The sequence below is a fragment of the Mesorhizobium sp. WSM4837 genome (assembly GCF_055811435.1).
In genome coordinates this window covers 58,847-75,460 of the sequence record NZ_JBVVQE010000025.1, presented here as the reverse complement: position 1 = coordinate 75,460, position 16,614 = coordinate 58,847, and the positions used below count along the sequence as shown (strand labels likewise).

Annotated in this window: 16 protein-coding genes and 1 pseudogene; 11 read left to right on the top strand and 6 right to left on the bottom strand. The window is 62.7% G+C overall.

Features of this window, described 5'->3' with window-relative positions:
* Window positions 1-4: 4 nt before the first annotated feature.
* Together trpD and AC0L3D_RS16850 are read right to left on the bottom strand one after the other, a co-directional pair.
* Complete coding sequence (gene trpD / locus AC0L3D_RS16855; protein WP_023801239.1) at window positions 5-1,015, bottom strand: anthranilate phosphoribosyltransferase; 1,011 nt, start codon at window positions 1,013-1,015, stop codon at window positions 5-7.
* The gene (locus tag AC0L3D_RS16850; protein ID WP_473645121.1) at window positions 1,012-2,904 is read right to left on the bottom strand and encodes a peptidyl-prolyl cis-trans isomerase; all 1,893 of its coding nucleotides are present in this window, start codon (window positions 2,902-2,904) and stop codon (window positions 1,012-1,014) included. The genes trpD and AC0L3D_RS16850 overlap by 4 nt, the downstream gene beginning before the upstream one ends.
* A gap of 146 nt (window positions 2,905-3,050) precedes the next feature.
* On the opposite strand from AC0L3D_RS16850, the gene tpiA reads away from it, so the two are divergent.
* The 8 genes from tpiA to AC0L3D_RS16810 all read left to right on the top strand — a co-directional run bounded on the left by tpiA (window position 3,051) and on the right by AC0L3D_RS16810 (window position 9,862).
* Complete coding sequence (gene tpiA / locus AC0L3D_RS16845) at window positions 3,051-3,818, top strand: triose-phosphate isomerase (RefSeq protein WP_473645119.1); 768 nt, start codon at window positions 3,051-3,053, stop codon at window positions 3,816-3,818.
* Between the two features lie 305 nt (window positions 3,819-4,123).
* Window positions 4,124-4,582, top strand: a complete 459-nt coding sequence (gene secG, locus AC0L3D_RS16840) for a preprotein translocase subunit SecG (RefSeq protein WP_023801242.1) — start codon at window positions 4,124-4,126, stop codon at window positions 4,580-4,582.
* 211 nt (window positions 4,583-4,793) lie between these two features.
* Complete coding sequence (locus AC0L3D_RS16835; RefSeq protein ID WP_473645134.1) at window positions 4,794-5,912, top strand: L,D-transpeptidase; 1,119 nt, start codon at window positions 4,794-4,796, stop codon at window positions 5,910-5,912.
* A gap of 137 nt (window positions 5,913-6,049) precedes the next feature.
* Complete coding sequence (locus AC0L3D_RS16830) at window positions 6,050-7,687, top strand: CTP synthase (protein ID WP_084833810.1); 1,638 nt, start codon at window positions 6,050-6,052, stop codon at window positions 7,685-7,687.
* Between the two features lie 33 nt (window positions 7,688-7,720).
* Window positions 7,721-8,260: a DUF1697 domain-containing protein gene (locus AC0L3D_RS16825; protein WP_128172422.1), complete on the top strand. Its 540-nt coding sequence runs from the start codon at window positions 7,721-7,723 to the stop codon at window positions 8,258-8,260.
* A gap of 310 nt (window positions 8,261-8,570) precedes the next feature.
* The gene (locus AC0L3D_RS16820) at window positions 8,571-8,822 is read left to right on the top strand and encodes a type II toxin-antitoxin system Phd/YefM family antitoxin (RefSeq protein WP_023798583.1); all 252 of its coding nucleotides are present in this window, start codon (window positions 8,571-8,573) and stop codon (window positions 8,820-8,822) included.
* Entirely contained in the window at window positions 8,819-9,253 is a 435-nt protein-coding gene (locus tag AC0L3D_RS16815; RefSeq protein WP_473645117.1) for a PIN domain-containing protein, read from the top strand. The genes AC0L3D_RS16820 and AC0L3D_RS16815 overlap by 4 nt, the downstream gene beginning before the upstream one ends.
* Window positions 9,254-9,559: 306 nt before the next feature.
* On the top strand, window positions 9,560-9,862 hold the full coding sequence (locus AC0L3D_RS16810) for a DUF982 domain-containing protein (RefSeq protein ID WP_128172574.1): 303 nt from the start codon (window positions 9,560-9,562) through the stop codon (window positions 9,860-9,862).
* Between the two features lie 72 nt (window positions 9,863-9,934).
* On the opposite strand, the pseudogene AC0L3D_RS16805 reads toward AC0L3D_RS16810, so the two are convergent.
* Both AC0L3D_RS16805 and AC0L3D_RS16800 read right to left on the bottom strand, forming a co-directional pair.
* Window positions 9,935-10,093, bottom strand: a pseudogene (locus AC0L3D_RS16805) (winged helix-turn-helix domain-containing protein); the annotation flags it as partial.
* A gap of 82 nt (window positions 10,094-10,175) precedes the next feature.
* Window positions 10,176-10,859, bottom strand: a complete 684-nt coding sequence (locus tag AC0L3D_RS16800; protein WP_473645132.1) for a TetR/AcrR family transcriptional regulator — start codon at window positions 10,857-10,859, stop codon at window positions 10,176-10,178.
* Window positions 10,860-10,990: 131 nt separating this feature from the next.
* Here AC0L3D_RS16800 and AC0L3D_RS16795 point away from each other — a divergent pair, with 131 nt between their 5' ends.
* Genes AC0L3D_RS16795 through AC0L3D_RS16785 form a run of 3 tightly spaced genes read left to right on the top strand, consistent with a single transcriptional unit; the run spans window position 10,991 to window position 13,932 of the window.
* Complete coding sequence (locus tag AC0L3D_RS16795) at window positions 10,991-12,016, top strand: efflux RND transporter periplasmic adaptor subunit (RefSeq protein ID WP_473645115.1); 1,026 nt, start codon at window positions 10,991-10,993, stop codon at window positions 12,014-12,016.
* Window positions 12,017-12,022: 6 nt separating this feature from the next.
* On the top strand, window positions 12,023-13,264 hold the full coding sequence (locus AC0L3D_RS16790; RefSeq protein ID WP_473645113.1) for an ABC transporter permease: 1,242 nt from the start codon (window positions 12,023-12,025) through the stop codon (window positions 13,262-13,264).
* Window positions 13,261-13,932 (top strand): ABC transporter ATP-binding protein, encoded by a 672-nt coding sequence (locus AC0L3D_RS16785; RefSeq protein ID WP_473536601.1) that lies wholly within the window; start codon window positions 13,261-13,263, stop codon window positions 13,930-13,932. The genes AC0L3D_RS16790 and AC0L3D_RS16785 overlap by 4 nt, the downstream gene beginning before the upstream one ends.
* Window positions 13,933-14,001: 69 nt before the next feature.
* On the opposite strand, the gene otsB is transcribed toward AC0L3D_RS16785, so the two are convergent.
* Complete coding sequence (gene otsB, locus AC0L3D_RS16780) at window positions 14,002-14,763, bottom strand: trehalose-phosphatase (RefSeq protein WP_473645111.1); 762 nt, start codon at window positions 14,761-14,763, stop codon at window positions 14,002-14,004.
* Complete coding sequence (locus AC0L3D_RS16775) at window positions 14,760-16,520, bottom strand: alpha,alpha-trehalose-phosphate synthase (UDP-forming) (RefSeq protein ID WP_473645110.1); 1,761 nt, start codon at window positions 16,518-16,520, stop codon at window positions 14,760-14,762. Before AC0L3D_RS16775 ends, otsB begins: the two co-directional genes overlap by 4 nt.
* Window positions 16,521-16,614: the final 94 nt, after the last annotated feature.

Genomic DNA, 16,614 nt, shown 5'->3' with positions numbered 1-16,614 from the left:
GGCGCTATCCGTTCGAAATCTCGACCAGCCGGTCAAGCACCTTTAGCGCCCGGCCGCTGTCGATGGCTTGCGCCGCCGTCGCCATGCCATCGGCAAGCGTCGTCGCCTTTCCCGCCACCACCAGTCCGGCGCCGGCGTTCATCAGCACCGTATCGCGAAAGGCACCGGCAGCGCCGCCCAGCATGTCGCGCAGCGCCTGGGCGTTGTAGGCGGCATCGCCGCCGCGCAATTCGTCCTTGGTATGCCGCTTCAGCCCGACCGCTTCCGGGGTCAGCGTAAAGCTGCGGATCTCGCCGCCGACCAGTTCGGCGACTTGGGTTTCGCCGGTGGTGGTGATCTCGTCATAGCCGTCGCCATGGGCGACCCAGGCGTGGTCGGCGCCCAGTGCCTTCAACGTCTCGGCCACCGGCATGATCCATTCCGGCAAGAAGACGCCAACCATCTGCCTGACGACACCAGCCGGATTGGAGAGCGGGCCAAGCAGGTTGAAGATTGTGCGGGTGCCGAGCTCGGCGCGGATCGGGCCGACATGCTTCATCGCCGGATGATGCGCCGGTGCGAACATGAAGCCGACGCCTGCGTCGTGGATGCAGCGGCCGATCGTTTCCGGCGGGATGTCGAGCTTGACGCCAAGCGCGGTCAGCACGTCGGCGGCGCCGGTCTGCGAGGACAGTCCGCGATTGCCGTGCTTGGCCACCGGCACGCCGCAGGCGGCGATGACGAACGCGGATGCGGTCGAGATGTTGACGCTGTGCGAATTGTCGCCGCCGGTGCCGACGATGTCGATGGCGCCAGCCGGCGCGTCGACGCGCAGCATCTTGGCGCGCATGGTGGCGACGGCGCCGGAAATCTCGCTCACAGTCTCGCCGCGCACGCGCAGCGCCATCAGGAAGCCGCCGATCTGGCCGGGCGTAGCGTCGCCCGACATGATGATGTCGAAGGCATCGCGCGCTTCCTCGAAGGAAAGGGAGCTACCAGCGGCGACCTTGGCGATATGGGTCTTGAGCGCGCTCATCTGGTCAGGGCTTGGGCAACGGCGGTTTGGTCGATGCGAACGTCATATTGCGTCTGCAGCTGCGCCACCAACTGGTCGAGCAGGTCGTCGGACATGCCGGCGGTGAACGATTTCTGCTCGTCGTCCGGCACCGAGCTGGCGTCGGCTCCGGCAGGCTCGAACACTTCGGCAATCCTGAACAGGATCTGTCCGTCGCCGGTGGGCGAGGGGATCAATCCGGTCCCGCCTTCGCCTTCGCCGAACATCGCAGCCGCCCCTTCCTTGCCGAAATCGGCGTCGTCCGCCCCGCGCTTGACGCCGCGCTTGGTCTGCTTCTCAAGCTTGAGCTCGCTCGCGATCACGTCGAGCGTAGTGCCGGCCTCGAGACGCTTTTCGAGCTCCTGCGCTTTTGCGGTGAGCCGCTTGGTCGTTTCCGCCGCCGTCCAGTCGGCCACCACCTTCTGGCGGACTTCATCCAGCGTGCGGTCGCGGGCCGGCGTGACCGAATCCACCTCGTAGAACACGAAGCCGTTGTTGGCAGTGGTGAGGTCGGGATTCTCGGTGCCGGGTTCGGCATCGAACACCGCCTTGATCAGCTCCGGCGATTCCGGCAGATCCTTGACGATGGCGCCGTCCGGCCTCAGGCCGGTGCGATCGATCGCGTCGACGGTGACGACCTTCAGCTTCAGTTTTTCGGCCGCTTGCTCGAGCGTGCTGCCCGAAGCGCGGCTGTCTTCGTAACTGTCATGCACGTCGAGCAGAATGCGGCTTGCCTCGCCCAGCGCTAGGTCCTTGCGGATGTCGGCGGCCACTTCGGCCAGCGGCTTCACCACTTCGGGCTTGATCTCGGTGACGCGCAGCAGCACCGGACCGAAGGCGCCCTGAACGACCGGGCTGACTTCGTTGACGTTGAGCGCAAAGGCCGCATCCGCCACCGCCTTGTCGGCGATCTTGTCCTTGGACAGCGTGCCGAGCAGCGTGTCGGCCTGCGTCTTGCCCTCGGCGGCGACGAGTTTGTCGAAGGTCGCGCCGGTCTTGAGTGAATCGAGCGCGGCCTTCGCGGCATCGGGCGTTTTGAACACGAGCTGTTCGATGGTGCGCGTTTCCGGCGTGGTGTAGCGCCCCTTGTTCTTGTTGTAGTCGTCGCTGACCTGCTGGTCGGTCACGGCACTCACGTCCATGATGTCTTCCGGCTCGAGCCTGACATAGGAGAATTTGCGGTATTCGGGCGCCGCATAGGTCTTCTTGTTTTCCTCGAAATAGGCCGAAAGCGTAGTGTCGGATGGCGCTTCGATCGGCTCGACCAGCGATTTCGGCAAGGTCAAATAGTCGATGGTGCGGTCTTCGCCACGATAAAGCGCCACCGCCCTCAAGAACGTATTCGGGGCCTTGAGGCCGTCCGAAACCGCCTCGACGATCTGCTGGCGCACAGCCACCTGGGCGCGATTCCTGAGATAGTCTTCCGGCCGCATGCCGACCTGCTGCAGTATGTATTCGAAAGTCCTTCTATCGAAGTTGCCGCCGGGACCCTTGAAGGCCGGGTCTTCATGCGTGAGTTGGGCCAGCCGGTCCTTGGACAGCCCAAGCCCGAGCTTGCGGGCCTGCTCATCGAGGACCGCGCCCGACACGAGTTGCGCCAGCACCTGGTTGTCGAGGCCGAGCGCCGTCGCCTGCTCGCGGCTGATGCGCTGGCCGAATTGCTGCGTCATCACGCTGATCTGCCGGTCATAGGCCAGCCGATACTCGTTGATCGACACTTTGGTGCCGCCGGCCGTGACAACGGCGTCGTGGCCTGCAAAACCACCGACCATCTGTCCGGAAATGCCCCAGACGGCGAAGCTCAACACCAACAATATCAGCAGCGCTTTCGCGATCCAGGTCCCAGCCGCGCTTCTCAAGATACCAAGCATGGTCACTTCCGATTTTTTCGCGCATTTTCGCATGCGCCGAGTCTGAAACAAGCGCAATAGCGTCCTTCCGGCCCACTGTCGATTGCTTTGTGGGCTGAGTTTGGTAGTGAGGACGCAGCCGAATATTGCCCGGAGAAGCAAATCCCATGACGCCTGGAATCCGCCCGCTGGTCGCCGGCAACTGGAAAATGAACGGCACCAGCGCCTCACTCAACGAACTCAGGATGATCGGCAACGGCTTCATGAGCGGGCTCGATGCCGAGACCGAAGCGCTGGTCTGCGTTCCGGCGACGCTGCTTGCGCATGCCGCGGAGATCTTGTCGCGCACGCCGGTCCGGGCCGGGGGCGAGGATTGCCACAGCAAGGAGAGCGGCGCCCATACCGGCTGTATTTCGGCCGAGATGCTGAAAGATGCGGGCGCCAGTCACGTCATCGTCGGCCATTCCGAACGCCGCGCCGATCAAAACGAGGACGACGCCATTGTCCAGGCAAAGGCGTCCGCCGCGTGGCGCGCCGGGCTGGTTTCCATCATCTGCATCGGCGAGACGAGAGCCGAGCGCGAGGCGGGCGCCACGCTCGACGTGTTGTCGCGCCAGGTCGCCGGCTCGGTGCCGCCGAATGCAACGGCATCGAATACCGTCATCGCCTACGAGCCGGTATGGGCGATCGGCACGGGGCTGACGCCGACTGCCGCCGACGTTGCTGAGGCGCATGCGCATATTCGCGAAAAACTGTCGGAAAAGCTTGGCAGCGCAGCGGCAAAGATGCGTATCCTCTATGGCGGCTCGGTCAAGCCGTCGAACGCGGTCGAACTGCTGGGCGTAAAAAATGTCGACGGCGCGCTGGTCGGCGGCGCCAGCCTGAAGGCGGCGGACTTTCTCGGCATTGCCGAAGCCTATCGAAACATCTCCTAAAGCGCGTCGCGTTTGGCCGGCCTAATGCGACGCGCTTTAGGTTGTTGTTTTTACGCATGTCGTTATCGCAAAACCGCTGCACACCCTCGGGTCAGGCCCAAGGGCATGCTTTTGCGCGACATGCTTTGGCATCGAAAGGCTGTCGGGCACTTCGGATACTGTGCCGCAGCGGAAAATGTTGCAACGGCCGCATTGCTTCCCATATTCCGGCCACGGGCTTGGAATTGCCGTCAAAGCATTGTATTGAGCCGCCTCCAAATCACCGGTCGTATCTGCGGCCGCGTAAGGCCTTGCCAGGATAAATTATGGAAACCGTACTGATCGTCGTTCACCTCATGGTCGTGCTCGCTCTTGTCGGCGTGGTGCTGCTGCAGCGCTCCGAAGGCGGCGGCCTCGGCATCGGCGGCGGATCGGGCTTCATGACCGCGCGCGGTGCCGCCAACGCGCTGACGCGGGCGACGGCGATCCTGGCGGCGGCGTTCTTCGCCACCTCGCTGACCTTGTCGATCGTCGCCCGTTACGGCGAGAAGCCGATCGACATTCTCGATCGCGTGCCTGTGACGAACGGCGGGGGCGGCGTGCTCAACCAGTTGCCTGGCACCACGACGCCGACACCGCCGTCCGGCAATACGGCGCCAACGCCGCCTTCCGGCAATGATGCCGCAGCCCCGGCCCCCGCTGCACCGCCAGCGGCGGGAGCGACCACGCCGCCGGCCACAAACGGCGCCACCCAGCCAGTAACGCCGCAGGTTCCAAACCAGTAATCAGCAGACGTCCGGCGCCGCGATCTGTTGTTGTTTGAACACAGTCGCGGCAAATGCCGCACGATCGCGAGGATTCGACCGGGCGCGGCACGCCAGGGCGCTTGAGGCGTCTCCGATTAATCGATTATAGATTGCGCGCGGCACATTCGGGGTCCTTGGGGGACGCCGGGCAACGCCGTGGCAACAAGCATTGAACGATCGGATCTTCGCCATGCAGCTTCGCAGCTTCATTTTAGCCGGCCTTTGGGCCGTGCTCAGCCTTGGTGCGCCCGCTTACGCGGCCATGCCGGCGGGCAATTCGGCCCCTAAATCCGCAGTCACAACTGACGTCGTCAACGTCGCCGCCAAAAGCGACACGGCGCAACTCAAGCTCCTCAAGAAGAAAAAAGACCCAAGCGCGGCAGATCTTGCCCAGATCAGGAAGATCGAAGCCAAGATCGCGGCTGACAAGCAGGCTGCTCGAGTAAAGGCGATCGAGGCAAGGAAGCTGGCGATGCGCGAGGCGGCCAAAGCCAAGTCGGACGCGGAACGGCAGGCGTTTCTTGCCAGGAAGGGCCTCGCCAAGAAGGATAAGTCCGCTGGCAAGGCCAGGCTGGCCGATGCCAGGCCGGTCAAGATCATCGACCCGATTCAACCCATCGCAGCAATCCAGTCGGCCGAGGCAATTCCCGCCGAGGCCATGAACGTCGCGCTGACCGGCAACAACGGCGAATTGCGCAGCGAGCCGGTCGGACAGAAGCCCCAGCGCGTCGGGCTGTTCGCCGGCCTGTTCGGCGGCACGTCCTCGTCGATGTCGCTGCTCCCCGAGACCCGCGCCCTCGATGCCGCGCTCGCCAGCAAGGAAGCCAGGAAGCAGTTCAAGGTGAACCCGGAGTTCGTGCCGCAAGAGGTCGAATTCACCGGCTACAGCCCCGGCACCATCGTCATCGATACGAGTGCGCGCCGTCTCTATCTCGTCGAATCCTCCTGGACCGCCCGCCGCTATGCGATTGCGGTCGGTCGTGACGGCCTGCAGTTCAAGGGCACGGTCGCCGTCGGCGACAAGCAGGAATGGCCCCGCTGGATCCCGACGCTCGATATGCAGAAGCGTGAGCCGAAGAATTACGGCCGGTACAAGGACGGCATGCCCGGCGGCGGCGATAACCCGCTCGGCGCGCGCGCCATCTATCTCTACGACGGCAGGAAGGACACCCATCTGCGCATTCACGGCACCATTGCGCCGCAGTCGATCGGGACGAGCTCCTCCAACGGCTGTTTCCGCATGATCAACGAGCACGTCATGGACCTTTATCGCAGGGTGAAAGTGGGCACCAAGGTCGTCATCATCTGACGCCTTGGCGGGTCAAACAAAAGGGCCGGCCTCGCCGGCCCTTTTGTTTTGGTTCGAGCATCATCAGGGCGCCTTCTTGGGAAAAAGCCTTCGCGGCGGTTTTTTCTCTGGCGGAATCAATTCGGCCGCGTTAAGCGATGACTCCCATGGCGCGATATGTATTCATCACAGGCGGCGTGGTTTCCTCACTCGGAAAAGGCATCGCTGCAGCGGCCCTTGGGGCTCTCTTGCAGGCGCGAGGCTATCGCGCGCGCATCAAGAAGCTTGATCCCTATCTCAATGTCGATCCCGGCACGATGTCGCCATACCAGCATGGCGAAGTCTTCGTGACGGATGACGGCGCCGAGACCGATCTCGATCTTGGCCATTATGAGCGGTTCACCGGCCGCTCGGCCAACCAGCAGGACAACATCACCACGGGCCGCATCTACAAGAATATCATCGAGCGGGAGCGACGCGGCGACTATCTTGGCGCCACCGTGCAGGTCATTCCGCATGTCACCGACGAGATCAAGAATTTCATTCTCAACGGCAATGACGACTATGACTTCGTCCTGTGCGAGATCGGCGGCACCGTCGGCGACATCGAGGCGATGCCGTTTCTGGAGGCGATCCGCCAACTTGGCAACGACCTGCCGCGCAACAACGCCGTCTACGTGCACCTGACGCTGATGCCCTATATTCCAACGGCGGGCGAATTGAAGACCAAGCCGACCCAGCATTCGGTCAAGGAATTGCGCGGCATCGGCATCGCGCCCGACATCCTGCTGGTCCGCGCCGACCGCCCCATCCCCAGGGAAGAGCGCCGCAAACTGTCGCTGTTCTGCAATGTGCGCGAGAGCGCGGTCATCCAGGCGCTCGACGTGCCGCACATCTACGACGTGCCGATGGCCTATCACAATGAAGGGCTGGATTCGGAAGTGCTCGCCGCTTTCGGCATCGATCCGGCGCCGAAGCCGCGGATGGAGCCGTGGCAAGCGGTGTCCAAACGCATCCACAACCCGGAGGGCGAGGTGACCATCGCCGTCGTCGGCAAATATACCGGCCTCAAGGACGCCTACAAATCGCTGATCGAGGCGCTGTCGCATGGCGGTCTCGCCAACCGCGTCAAGGTCAAGCTCGACTGGATCGAGAGCGAGATATTCGAGAAAGAAGACCCGGCGCCGTGGCTGGAAAAGGTCCACGGCATTCTGGTCCCCGGCGGTTTTGGCGAGCGCGGCGCGGAAGGCAAGATCCTTGCAGCGAAGTTCGCCCGCGAGCGAAAAGTGCCGTATTTCGGCATCTGCTTCGGCATGCAGATGGCCTGCATCGAGGCAGCGCGTTCGCTGGCCGGCGTCAATCATGCCTCGTCGACCGAATTCGGTCCGACCGAGGAACCGGTCGTCGGCCTGATGACGGAATGGCTGAAAGGCAACATGCTGGAGAAGCGCAGGGAAACCGGCGATCTCGGCGGCACCATGCGGCTCGGTGCCTATCAGGCGGACCTCGCCAGGGGCTCGAAGATCGCCGAGATCTATGGCGACACGCAGATTTCCGAGCGCCACCGCCACCGCTACGAGGTCAATGTCGACTACAAGGAGCGGCTCGAGGATTGCGGGCTGGTTTTTGCCGGCATGTCGCCGGACGGCGTGCTGCCGGAAACGGTCGAATATCCCGACCATCCCTGGTTCATCGGCGTGCAATATCATCCCGAGCTGAAAAGCCGGCCGCTTGACCCGCACCCGCTGTTTGCCAGCTTCATCGAGGCAGCGGTGGAGCAGAGCCGCTTGGTCTAAATCGACAGGCTATCGTGAGATATCCGGGCTAGCATGCAAACGTACGTCGCTCTGCTTTACAGCATCGTCCTGGGCGAGGGGCGGCGTGTCGTCATGTCCGATCTCAGGGCCATGACAGAAGGCCTGGGCCTGAACAACCCGCGCACGCTGGTGGCGACCGGCAATCTGGTTTTCGAGACGAAAGAAACAGAGATTGCCGTGCTGGAGCGCCGATTGGAGACGGCGTTCCAAAAGACCTTCGGCCGCCATGTCGACATCATCGTGCGCCGCGCGGATGACTGGTTGAAGCTTGCGGCCGGCAATCCGTTTCCCGCCGAATCGGCTGCCGCCGCGGATCAGGTAGCGGTGCGCGTGATGCGCAAGCCCGTTCCCGCTGAGGCCGTCGCGGCGCTGGAGGCCTATATCGGCAAGGATGAGCGGATGCAGGCCGTCGGCGGCGACATCTGGATCTTCTTTTCGCGCGAGACGCCAAGCTCGCGGCTTGTGGCGGCGATAAGCCATAAACGGCTCGGCATCGGCACCTCGCGCAATTGGAACACCGTGCGCAGGCTGGCCGAGATGGTCGGCGGATAGGGCTTCCCCTTCTCCCAGGGAGAGTATAGCGACGGGGAGAAAGACGCCTTCGCCAAAGATTTCGCCAATCTGCAGCGCTGCAGAAAGGGGCGCCGATGTTGCGGCCAGCCCCCTTCTCCCCGTCACGATACGAGGAGAAGGTGCCGGCGGGCATTTCTCCCCGTATAGAGACGGGGAGAAAGACGCCTTCACAAAAGATTTCGCCAATGATCGCGTTTCGGAATGGCCTGTTCTCCGGGAAGTGTCCACTTGTAATAGACGATGGATTTGCTAAATGTAGTTGCGTGCAACCACAATGGAGGCAACAGCAGTGAAACACATCAACATTCGCGAAGCCAAGGCCACTTTGACGGCTCTCGTCGATGCCGCCGAGGCCGGCGAACCGATCACGATCACGAGGCACGGCAAGCCAGTGGCCGCTATCGTTCCGATCGAAGAGGCGAGGAAGATTTACCCCGAGAAGCCCAGCCTTGCGGAATACCTGCTGTCGTTCCCCGGTTGGCCCGAGGGCTTCGAACCGGAGCGCGACCGCACCCAGCAAAGCCGCGAGGTTAACCTTTGACCTCATACCTTTTCGACACCTCGGTGCTGTCGGCGACCGCGCCGGGAAAGCCTCCGCTGCCCCCGAATGCGGCAGCTTGGCTATTGCAGCAGACGGGCAACTTGTTTGTGCCTGCCTTTGCCCTCCACGAACTTCGGAGAGGCATCGCCAAGCTCGGCCGCTCGGGAGCAACAGCGAAGGCTCTGACGCTAATGGCGTGGCTGCAGGGCATCATGACGGACTACAGCGCGGAAATCTTGCCGATCGATGCGGCGGTGGCGTTGGAGGCAGGCCTCATGGAAGACGCCGCCACAGCCGCAGGGAGTCATCCAGGGCTGGCTGACATTCTCATCGCCGCGACCGCTAAAGCGAACTCCTTGACGCTCCTGACTGGGAACCTGAGACACTTCCAGCCCTTAGGAGTTCCTTGCCTCGATCCACTGACGCTTTGACGGAGAAGAGATCCCAAAGGGGTCTGCTGCGGCTAGCCAAATCCGGCTGCGTAATCCGCATACCTCAAATGCGGGATGAGCGCGTCCAGGCTCCGTCTCGGGATAATTGAAGTCCCAATGCGGCGGCGGGCAACGGTTCGTCACATGCTTGTCACGTTTGGTGATTCGATTTCGGTCGCGTGATGTGAAAGACTTCGTTTTTGGCCCGACTTTTTTCACCATCGGGCCCTGTTTGCCGGAAACCACATGGTCAACAGTGAGTTTAAAGGTTCGATCAGGCACATAGCGATCGACCGGGAGGAAACAATGGATCGCCTGCAATTCTTTACGCCTGTGCGTATTTCGCGCGGGCAGGAAAGTCCTGCCGAAGAAATTGATAGCGTAGCCGAAGCGATGGAGTTCTTGCGTAGATGGCCAGTCGGCCGGCGTGGGCCAGTCTACCAATGCGCGGTGAATTGCTGCTCCGCGGCTCTGGCGGGCGGGATGTCGGCAGAGGAAGCAAGGAAGGCTTTTACCGGCTTCGCCCGCATCACGCGCTTGCTCGACGAAGACATGGCTCTGCCGATAGGCGGCGGCAATGTTGATAGCGTGCATGCGCTGAGGCGATGAACATTCCTGTTTGACCCCTGCCAGTAACTTGACCCTGCCAAGAACTCGGCAAAGTCACGGCACCTCGAAAGGTCACTGCACCTCGACCCGGGTAGCGAAGACGTAGCCGGCGCCCCGCTCGGTGACAATGAGTTTCGGCTCGCTCGGGTTGACCTCGAGCTTGCGGCGCAGTCGCAATATCTGCACATCGATACTGCGGTCAAACACCTCTTCGTCGTGACTCCTGCTGGCGGTCACTGACCCCCTGATTTGGACTGCACCGGTATACGAGGCGCGGTGAATTGCTGCTCCGCGGCCTTGCGGACTCTGCGGCTCACGGGCCTGCTTCGAGGAAAGCCCGGGCAAACCCGGGTTGCGCTGCTTCTATCGTTCCATCGGGCAGCTTCAAAAGCCGGTCGATTGCGATGCCGTAGAGCCGCAGCCGATCGTCGAGCAGTCGCGCCGCCTCGTCGATATTGCCCTGCTCGGCCTTCAGCAGGGCGCGGTGCATTACATCCCGAAAGATCAGCCGCAGCTGCAAGAACATCTCGGCGAAGGCTTCCGGGTCGGGCACATCGAAGATGCCTTCGTCGCTGCCTTTCCTGAGCAGATCGGTGATTATCGGCATGGCCAATTCCCTGGCCGCCTGGTCGACCCGATGGAAGAGGGCAAGGTTCTCGGGCCGGAACAGGACGAAAAATGTCTTGCGCATTTGCGGGGCAAGCTCGACGTTCAGCCGCCGCGAGCCGGCAAACAGGGCATTGAGCCGGCCAAGCCCATCGAGTGAAGGATCGTTGAGCACCGGCTGCAACTCGGCGAAGCTGTCGCGGGCGAGACGTGTGGCGAGCGCCTCCAGCAGGGCCTCTTTCGATGCGAAATAGTGGTAGAACGCGCCCTTCGACAGGCCGGCCTCGCGGATGATGTCGTTCACCGTCGTGTTGTCGTAGCCGCGCTCGAAGAAAAGCCGCTGGGCGCAGTCGAGGAGCTCGGCGGATCGTATCTCCGGCGGCTTTATCACTCGGGGCAAATCGAACCTCACAAAGTGCAGGTGGAGCAAGAGGAGCACGAACCGGAGCTTTATGCAACTTTTATAGACCGACGGTCGGTCTAGTGCTATTATCTGTCACCGCAGGACATTCGGATTCGATCATGAAGGAGAGTCTCTTGCGACGGATACGCTGGACGGCCAGCATCGTTGTTGTCGCGGCCGCGGCTGCTTTCGGCGCCTGGTATTTGTGGCAACCGGCCAAGGTTTCGCTGGTGACGCCACAACGCGGCGACGCGGCGGAAATCGTTTACGCGAGTGGCTCCGTCGAGCCGCGAACCTGGGCCAAGGTAACTCCGGTGGTTCGCGAAAGGATCGTCGAGCAATGCAATTGCGAGGGATCGAGGGTTGCACAAGGCGACGTGCTCGCCAGGCTCGACGACAGCGAGGCCCGGGCCGTGCTTGGCGAACTCGAGGCCCGTCAAGCGCTTGCCCAGGAAGAGCTCCGGCGGCTGACGGTGCTTGCCGAAAGGCGTGCGGCGAGCCAGCAGGCTCTCGATCGTGCGCAGAGCGAGCTCGGCCAGATCGAAGCGCTGGTCGCCGGACAGAAGGCGCGACTTGACTCCTACGTGTTACGCGCGCCGAGCGCCGGCGTCGTGCTCAGGCAGGACGGCGAGGTGGGTGAGGTCGCCGAACTCGGCACGGTGTTATTCTGGGTCGGCGAGCCGAAGCCGCTCCTGGTGGTCGCCGAGGTCAACGAGGAGGACATACCCCGGGTCGAGGTCGGCCAGCGCGCGTTGCTTAAATCCGACGCGTTCCGCCAGCAGAACCTGGAAGCGGTGGTCGACAGCATCACACCCAAGGGCGATCCGGTGACGAAGACCTATCGCGTCCGTTTCCGCCTGCCGGACGATACGCCGCTTCGTATCGGCATGTCGACCGACGTGAACATCGTCATCCGCGTTTCGAAAAACGCGCTGTTGATCCCATCCGTTGCTGTGGACGGGAATAAGGTGTTCGTCGTCGAAGGCGACAAGGCCTGGCGACGTGAAATCCGAACCGGCATTCGCGGCACCAATGGCATCGAGGTTCTGTCGGGGCTCGATGAGAAGGCTCGCGTCGTCTCGCCCTATCCCGCCGACCTCACCGACGGCGCGCGCGCCAACATCACTGGCGCCCAGGAGCGATGAAGCAGGATGCCGCTCATCTTCGACATCGCCCTCACGCACATTGCCGGCCGCGGTCGCCAGACGCTGGTTGCCGTGATCGGCGTTGCGGTCGGTGTCGGATTCTCCATTGCCATGGCGGCGCTGATGCAGGGTGGGCAGGACGATTTCGTCAGGCAACTCGTCGACACGATGCCGCATGTCGACATCACCGACGAGCAGCGCACAGCCCGCCGTCAACCGGCCGAGGATGCTTTTGCGACTGTGGCGATTTCCGGGCTCAGGCCGGGCGACGATCGCCGCGGCATCATCAACCCGACCGCCGCGACCTCCTGGCTGGAGAGCTGGATTCCCGGTCGGTTCGCGGCAAGCCTCAAAACGCAGGGTGTGATCCGCTTTTCCAGCCGCGAAGTCGGCGCGGCGATCATTGGCATCGAACCGGAGCGCGAGTCCGGCGTGTCGCCGATTGTCGGAAACTTCGTCGAAGGCAGCTTTTCGGCGCTTGCCGCGGGCGGCAATACCGTGCTCATCGGCGACACGATGGCGAGCCGGCTCGGCGCCGGGTTCGGCGACACGATAACGGCGGTTTCTGCCGAGGGACTGTCGCGCAACTTCAAGATCGCCGGCCTGTTCCACACCGGCACCACCGCGCGCGACGAAGGCGAGGCCTATGTGCTTCTGAAAAACGCGCAGATCCTCTCGGCGCGTCCGAACGCCATCAACGAGATCCGCATCAAGCTCGACGATCCTGACCGCGCTCCGGCGGTGGCGCAGCGTGCCGAGGCCGAACTGGGCTACAAGGCGGTGGCGTGGCAGGAGGCCAATGAATCGATCCTCGAAGCGCTCGTCGTACGCAACGTCATCATGTACACCGTTGTCGGCGCGATCATGCTGGTCGCTGGCTTCGGCATCTACAACATCATCTCCACCATCACGCACGAAAAGGCGCGCGACATCGCCATCATGAAGTCGCTGGGCTTCCCGGAGTCCGACATGCGCCGGCTCTTTCTGCTGGAAGGCGTCGCGATCGGCGCTGCCGGCTCCGTGCTCGGCGGGCTGCTCGGCATCTCCATGACCTATGCGCTGTCGCTGGTGCGTTTCGAGATCGCCGCGACCGGCCAGGAGATGACCCGGCTGCCGATCGCCTGGAGCTTGATGCACTACGTCATCGCGTCGGCTTTCGCGCTGGGCTCGGCGGCAGTGGCCGGCTACCTGCCGGCGCGTCATGCGGCGCGCCTGAACCCCGTCGAGATCATCAGAGGCGCGTCATGAGCGCACTCATCGAGACCGAGAAACTCACCCGCGTGTTGCCCGAGACGGTTCCCGTCACGCTGGTCAAGGACATCACGCTGGCGATCAACGAAAGGGAATTCGTCGCCGTCACCGGTCCCTCCGGCTCCGGAAAATCGTCATTGCTCTACCTGCTCGGGCTGCTCGACCGGCCGACCGCCGGGACGTTGACAATAGGCGGCCGCGACGCCGAGCCGATGAATGAAAGGGAGCGCGCGCGGACCAGGCTTTCGATGCTGGGCTTCGTGTTCCAGTTTCATTTTCTGCTGCCGGAGTTCACGGCCCGCGAAAATGTCGAAATACCAATGCGCAAGCTTGGCCGGCTGGCGCGGCCTCAGATGCGCGAACGGGCCGGTGAGCTGCTTTCATCCCTGGGGCTCGGCGAACATCTCGACAAGCGGCCTGACCAACTCTCGGGCGGCCAGCGTCAGCGCGTCGCGGTGGCACGCTCGCTCGCCAACGACCCGCCGCTTATCCTCGCCGATGAGCCGACGGGGAGCCTCGACAGCAAGAGCTCGGAGCAAGTCTTCGCAATTCTTGAGAATCTGGTGCGCGAGCGCGGCAAGACCGTCGTGGCAGTTACGCATGATCTCGACATGGCGGCGCGCATGGATCGCCGCATTCACATCGTGGACGGGAAGATCGGCTGAACCGGAACCAATCGGCGTTGATGGGATTAGCCATGGCGCGAGCCTGTCTGATGATCACCGGGATCGCGATCAGGACACCCATGCCGCGCCGAAATTGGCCTCGAGCCAGGCTATTGCCTCGGTCACGTCGTCGAGACCATAGCTTGCAACCGTAGGCCCGCGCGGCTTCACGCGGATAGAGATGCCGCTGGCCTCGTTTATTGCCTCGAAACCGTTTTCGTCCGAGGTGTCATCTCCGAGGAATACGGGGCGCCGGCCGGCAAAGGGCTGGATTTCCATGAAACGCCGGATGGCAGCTCCTTTGACGGCTTCCAGCGGCATGAGTTCCACGCCCGCGTTTCCCGCAATCACGCGGTACCCAGGCGGAAGTTGCGTCAGTGCCTGTTCGACAAGCTGCGTTGCCCGGGCAAGCAGTTGCGGCGCAGCGCGGGTATGGATGGCCAAGACCGGTCCCTTGCGCTCGACATAGACCTTGCCTCCACCCAGTTCGGCCTCAATCTCGTCGGCAAGAGCCGCGATATCCGCTGGAGCGTCGGCAATGTCGACTTGACCGTCCGCCATCAACCGATGCTCGAGCCCGTACAGCCCCGCAACGCGCAGCTTCAGGGGATGAAACAATCTGTCGACGGCAGAGACCGAACGCCCGGTGATGAAGGCGAGGGCGCCGCCCAGCCTTCGCTCGATATTTCCGAGAAGCTGACGCAGTTCATCACCGACGAAGACAGCGTCGGGATGAGCGGCATGTTCCAGCAAGGTGCCGTCGATATCGAGAAAAAGCGCCCATTGCCCTTCCGGCAGGTCGGGGGCCAGCGGCAGTCGAAGGTCCGTCACGACGCCGCCTTTCGTGCCCGCTCGAAGATGGAAACGACGTTGTTGCTGTTGGATGGCCGCTCGCCGTTGCCGGTCACCCCGCGTTTGCGAAGGCGCGCAGCGTCCAAGAGCATGCTGCCGGCCCAGCGATACACATTATTGTCGCGGATCATCTCGCGCATGGGCCACATGCGCTCGCGCTGCTCGTCCGGCGTCATGGTCAGCGCCTGCAGCAGCGCCTCGCCCATCATGGTCGCATCATAGGGGTTGACGATCAGTGCCTCCAGCAGTTCGCGCGAAGCGCCGGCAAAGGTGCTGAGCAGCAGCACGCCCTGTTCGTCGTCGCGCGCCGCGACGAATTCCTTGGCCACCAGGTTCATGCCGTCATGCAGGCTGGTGACCATGCATATGTCGGCGGCGCGATAGATCTCGTAGACCTGCTCCTGCGAATGATGTTCGGCGAGCATCAGGACGGGACTGTAGTTGTCGCTGCCGTAGCGCTGGTTGAGCTCTTCGGCAGAGCGATGGCATTCGTCATGAAGTTGCTGGTAGGCCGGCAATGTGCCCCGGCTCGGCGCCGCGACCTGCAGGAAAACCACTTTGCCTACCCATTCGGGATATCGCGTGAACAATTCGTCCAAGGCGTGAAAGCGATCGGGAATACCTTTGGTGTAGTCGAGGCGCTCGACGCCGACGCACAGTTTGACGTTCGCAGGCAGCCCGAATCTTTGGCGCACACGGGCACGGCATTCCTCGACGGCCGGCAATCTTGCCAGCAGTTCGGCCGGCCATTCTATGGAGATGGGGTAAGCGTGGACCAGAGTCGTTTGCCCGCCATAGGAGATCGCCGCGTCCGCCCGTTCTATCCGGCTTTCCAGGATGCGATCGACGCTCTCGGTGAAATTATTGGCATGAAACTGCGTATGGAAGCCGATGATGGAGCTGCCGAGCAAACCTTCCAGGATCCGTTCACGCCATGGACAGATGCTGTACACTTCCGAGTTCGGCCATGGGATATGCCAGAAAGTAATGATGATCGCCTCGGGCAGGCGCTCACGGATCATGCGCGGCAAGAGCGCGAAATGGTAGTCCTGGACCAGCACGATCGGCCGCTCGTTGCGCGCTTCGGCAACCACCGTGTCGGCGAACTTCCGGTTGACGGCTTCATAGGCCTGCCAGTCCGACGCCCGAAAAATCGGGCGGGTGAAGGCGATATGACAAAGCGGCCACAGGCCTTCATTGGCGAAGCCTAGATAATAGGCCTGGTATTCTTCCTCGCTCAGCCAGACCCTGCGCAGCGTGTAGGACGGATTGCCGGGCGGGACTTCAACCCGGTCGTTCTCATTGACGGTAAGACGGTCCGCTGTTCCGCCGCCATACGCAATCCAGGTGCCGGCACAGGCGCGGGTGATCGGCTCAAGTGCCGAAACCAGCCCGCTGGCCGGCACCAGGAGCTCGATGCCATCATTCCTGGTGTTGTGGATGTAGGGCTCGCGGTTGGATACGACGATCACCTGCGTCTCCGGCAGATCGTCGGCCAGGATCTTGCGCAAGGTGTCGGGCGACCATGTGATCAGCGCTGCATCGGCCGAGTGGCCATTCTTTTCAAACTCCCGCAGCACCGTGCGAGCCGCTTCCGAAGCCAGGTCATCGCCTGAGGAGGATGCGGCCGCAGGTATGTGGCGCCGGCGGGATATCGAGAACACCAGGGCAACAGCGGAAAGGCCAAGGCTTGCAATGATTAGAACCCAGAGTACCTCTGTGCCAAAGTCTGACATGGGAACAACGATCTTCTCCGGCCGGTCGGTGGCCCTTTTGATTGTTTTTCGAAACTCGCAGCCGCCAATCAGCTGCCGTGCGTCGGAACGCTCG

Coding starts and splice junctions, on each gene's coding strand:
- trpD (WP_023801239.1), bottom strand. CDS start 1,015: ATGAGCGCGCTCAAGACCCATATCGCCAAGGTCGCCGCTGGTAGCTCC.
- AC0L3D_RS16850 (WP_473645121.1), bottom strand. CDS start 2,904: ATGCTTGGTATCTTGAGAAGCGCGGCTGGGACCTGGATCGCGAAAGCG.
- tpiA (WP_473645119.1), top strand. CDS start 3,051: ATGACGCCTGGAATCCGCCCGCTGGTCGCCGGCAACTGGAAAATGAAC.
- secG (WP_023801242.1), top strand. CDS start 4,124: ATGGAAACCGTACTGATCGTCGTTCACCTCATGGTCGTGCTCGCTCTT.
- AC0L3D_RS16835 (WP_473645134.1), top strand. CDS start 4,794: ATGCAGCTTCGCAGCTTCATTTTAGCCGGCCTTTGGGCCGTGCTCAGC.
- AC0L3D_RS16830 (WP_084833810.1), top strand. CDS start 6,050: ATGACTCCCATGGCGCGATATGTATTCATCACAGGCGGCGTGGTTTCC.
- AC0L3D_RS16825 (WP_128172422.1), top strand. CDS start 7,721: ATGCAAACGTACGTCGCTCTGCTTTACAGCATCGTCCTGGGCGAGGGG.
- AC0L3D_RS16810 (WP_128172574.1), top strand. CDS start 9,560: ATGGATCGCCTGCAATTCTTTACGCCTGTGCGTATTTCGCGCGGGCAG.
- AC0L3D_RS16795 (WP_473645115.1), top strand. CDS start 10,991: ATGAAGGAGAGTCTCTTGCGACGGATACGCTGGACGGCCAGCATCGTT.
- AC0L3D_RS16790 (WP_473645113.1), top strand. CDS start 12,023: ATGCCGCTCATCTTCGACATCGCCCTCACGCACATTGCCGGCCGCGGT.
- AC0L3D_RS16785 (WP_473536601.1), top strand. CDS start 13,261: ATGAGCGCACTCATCGAGACCGAGAAACTCACCCGCGTGTTGCCCGAG.
- AC0L3D_RS16775 (WP_473645110.1), bottom strand. CDS start 16,520: ATGTCAGACTTTGGCACAGAGGTACTCTGGGTTCTAATCATTGCAAGC.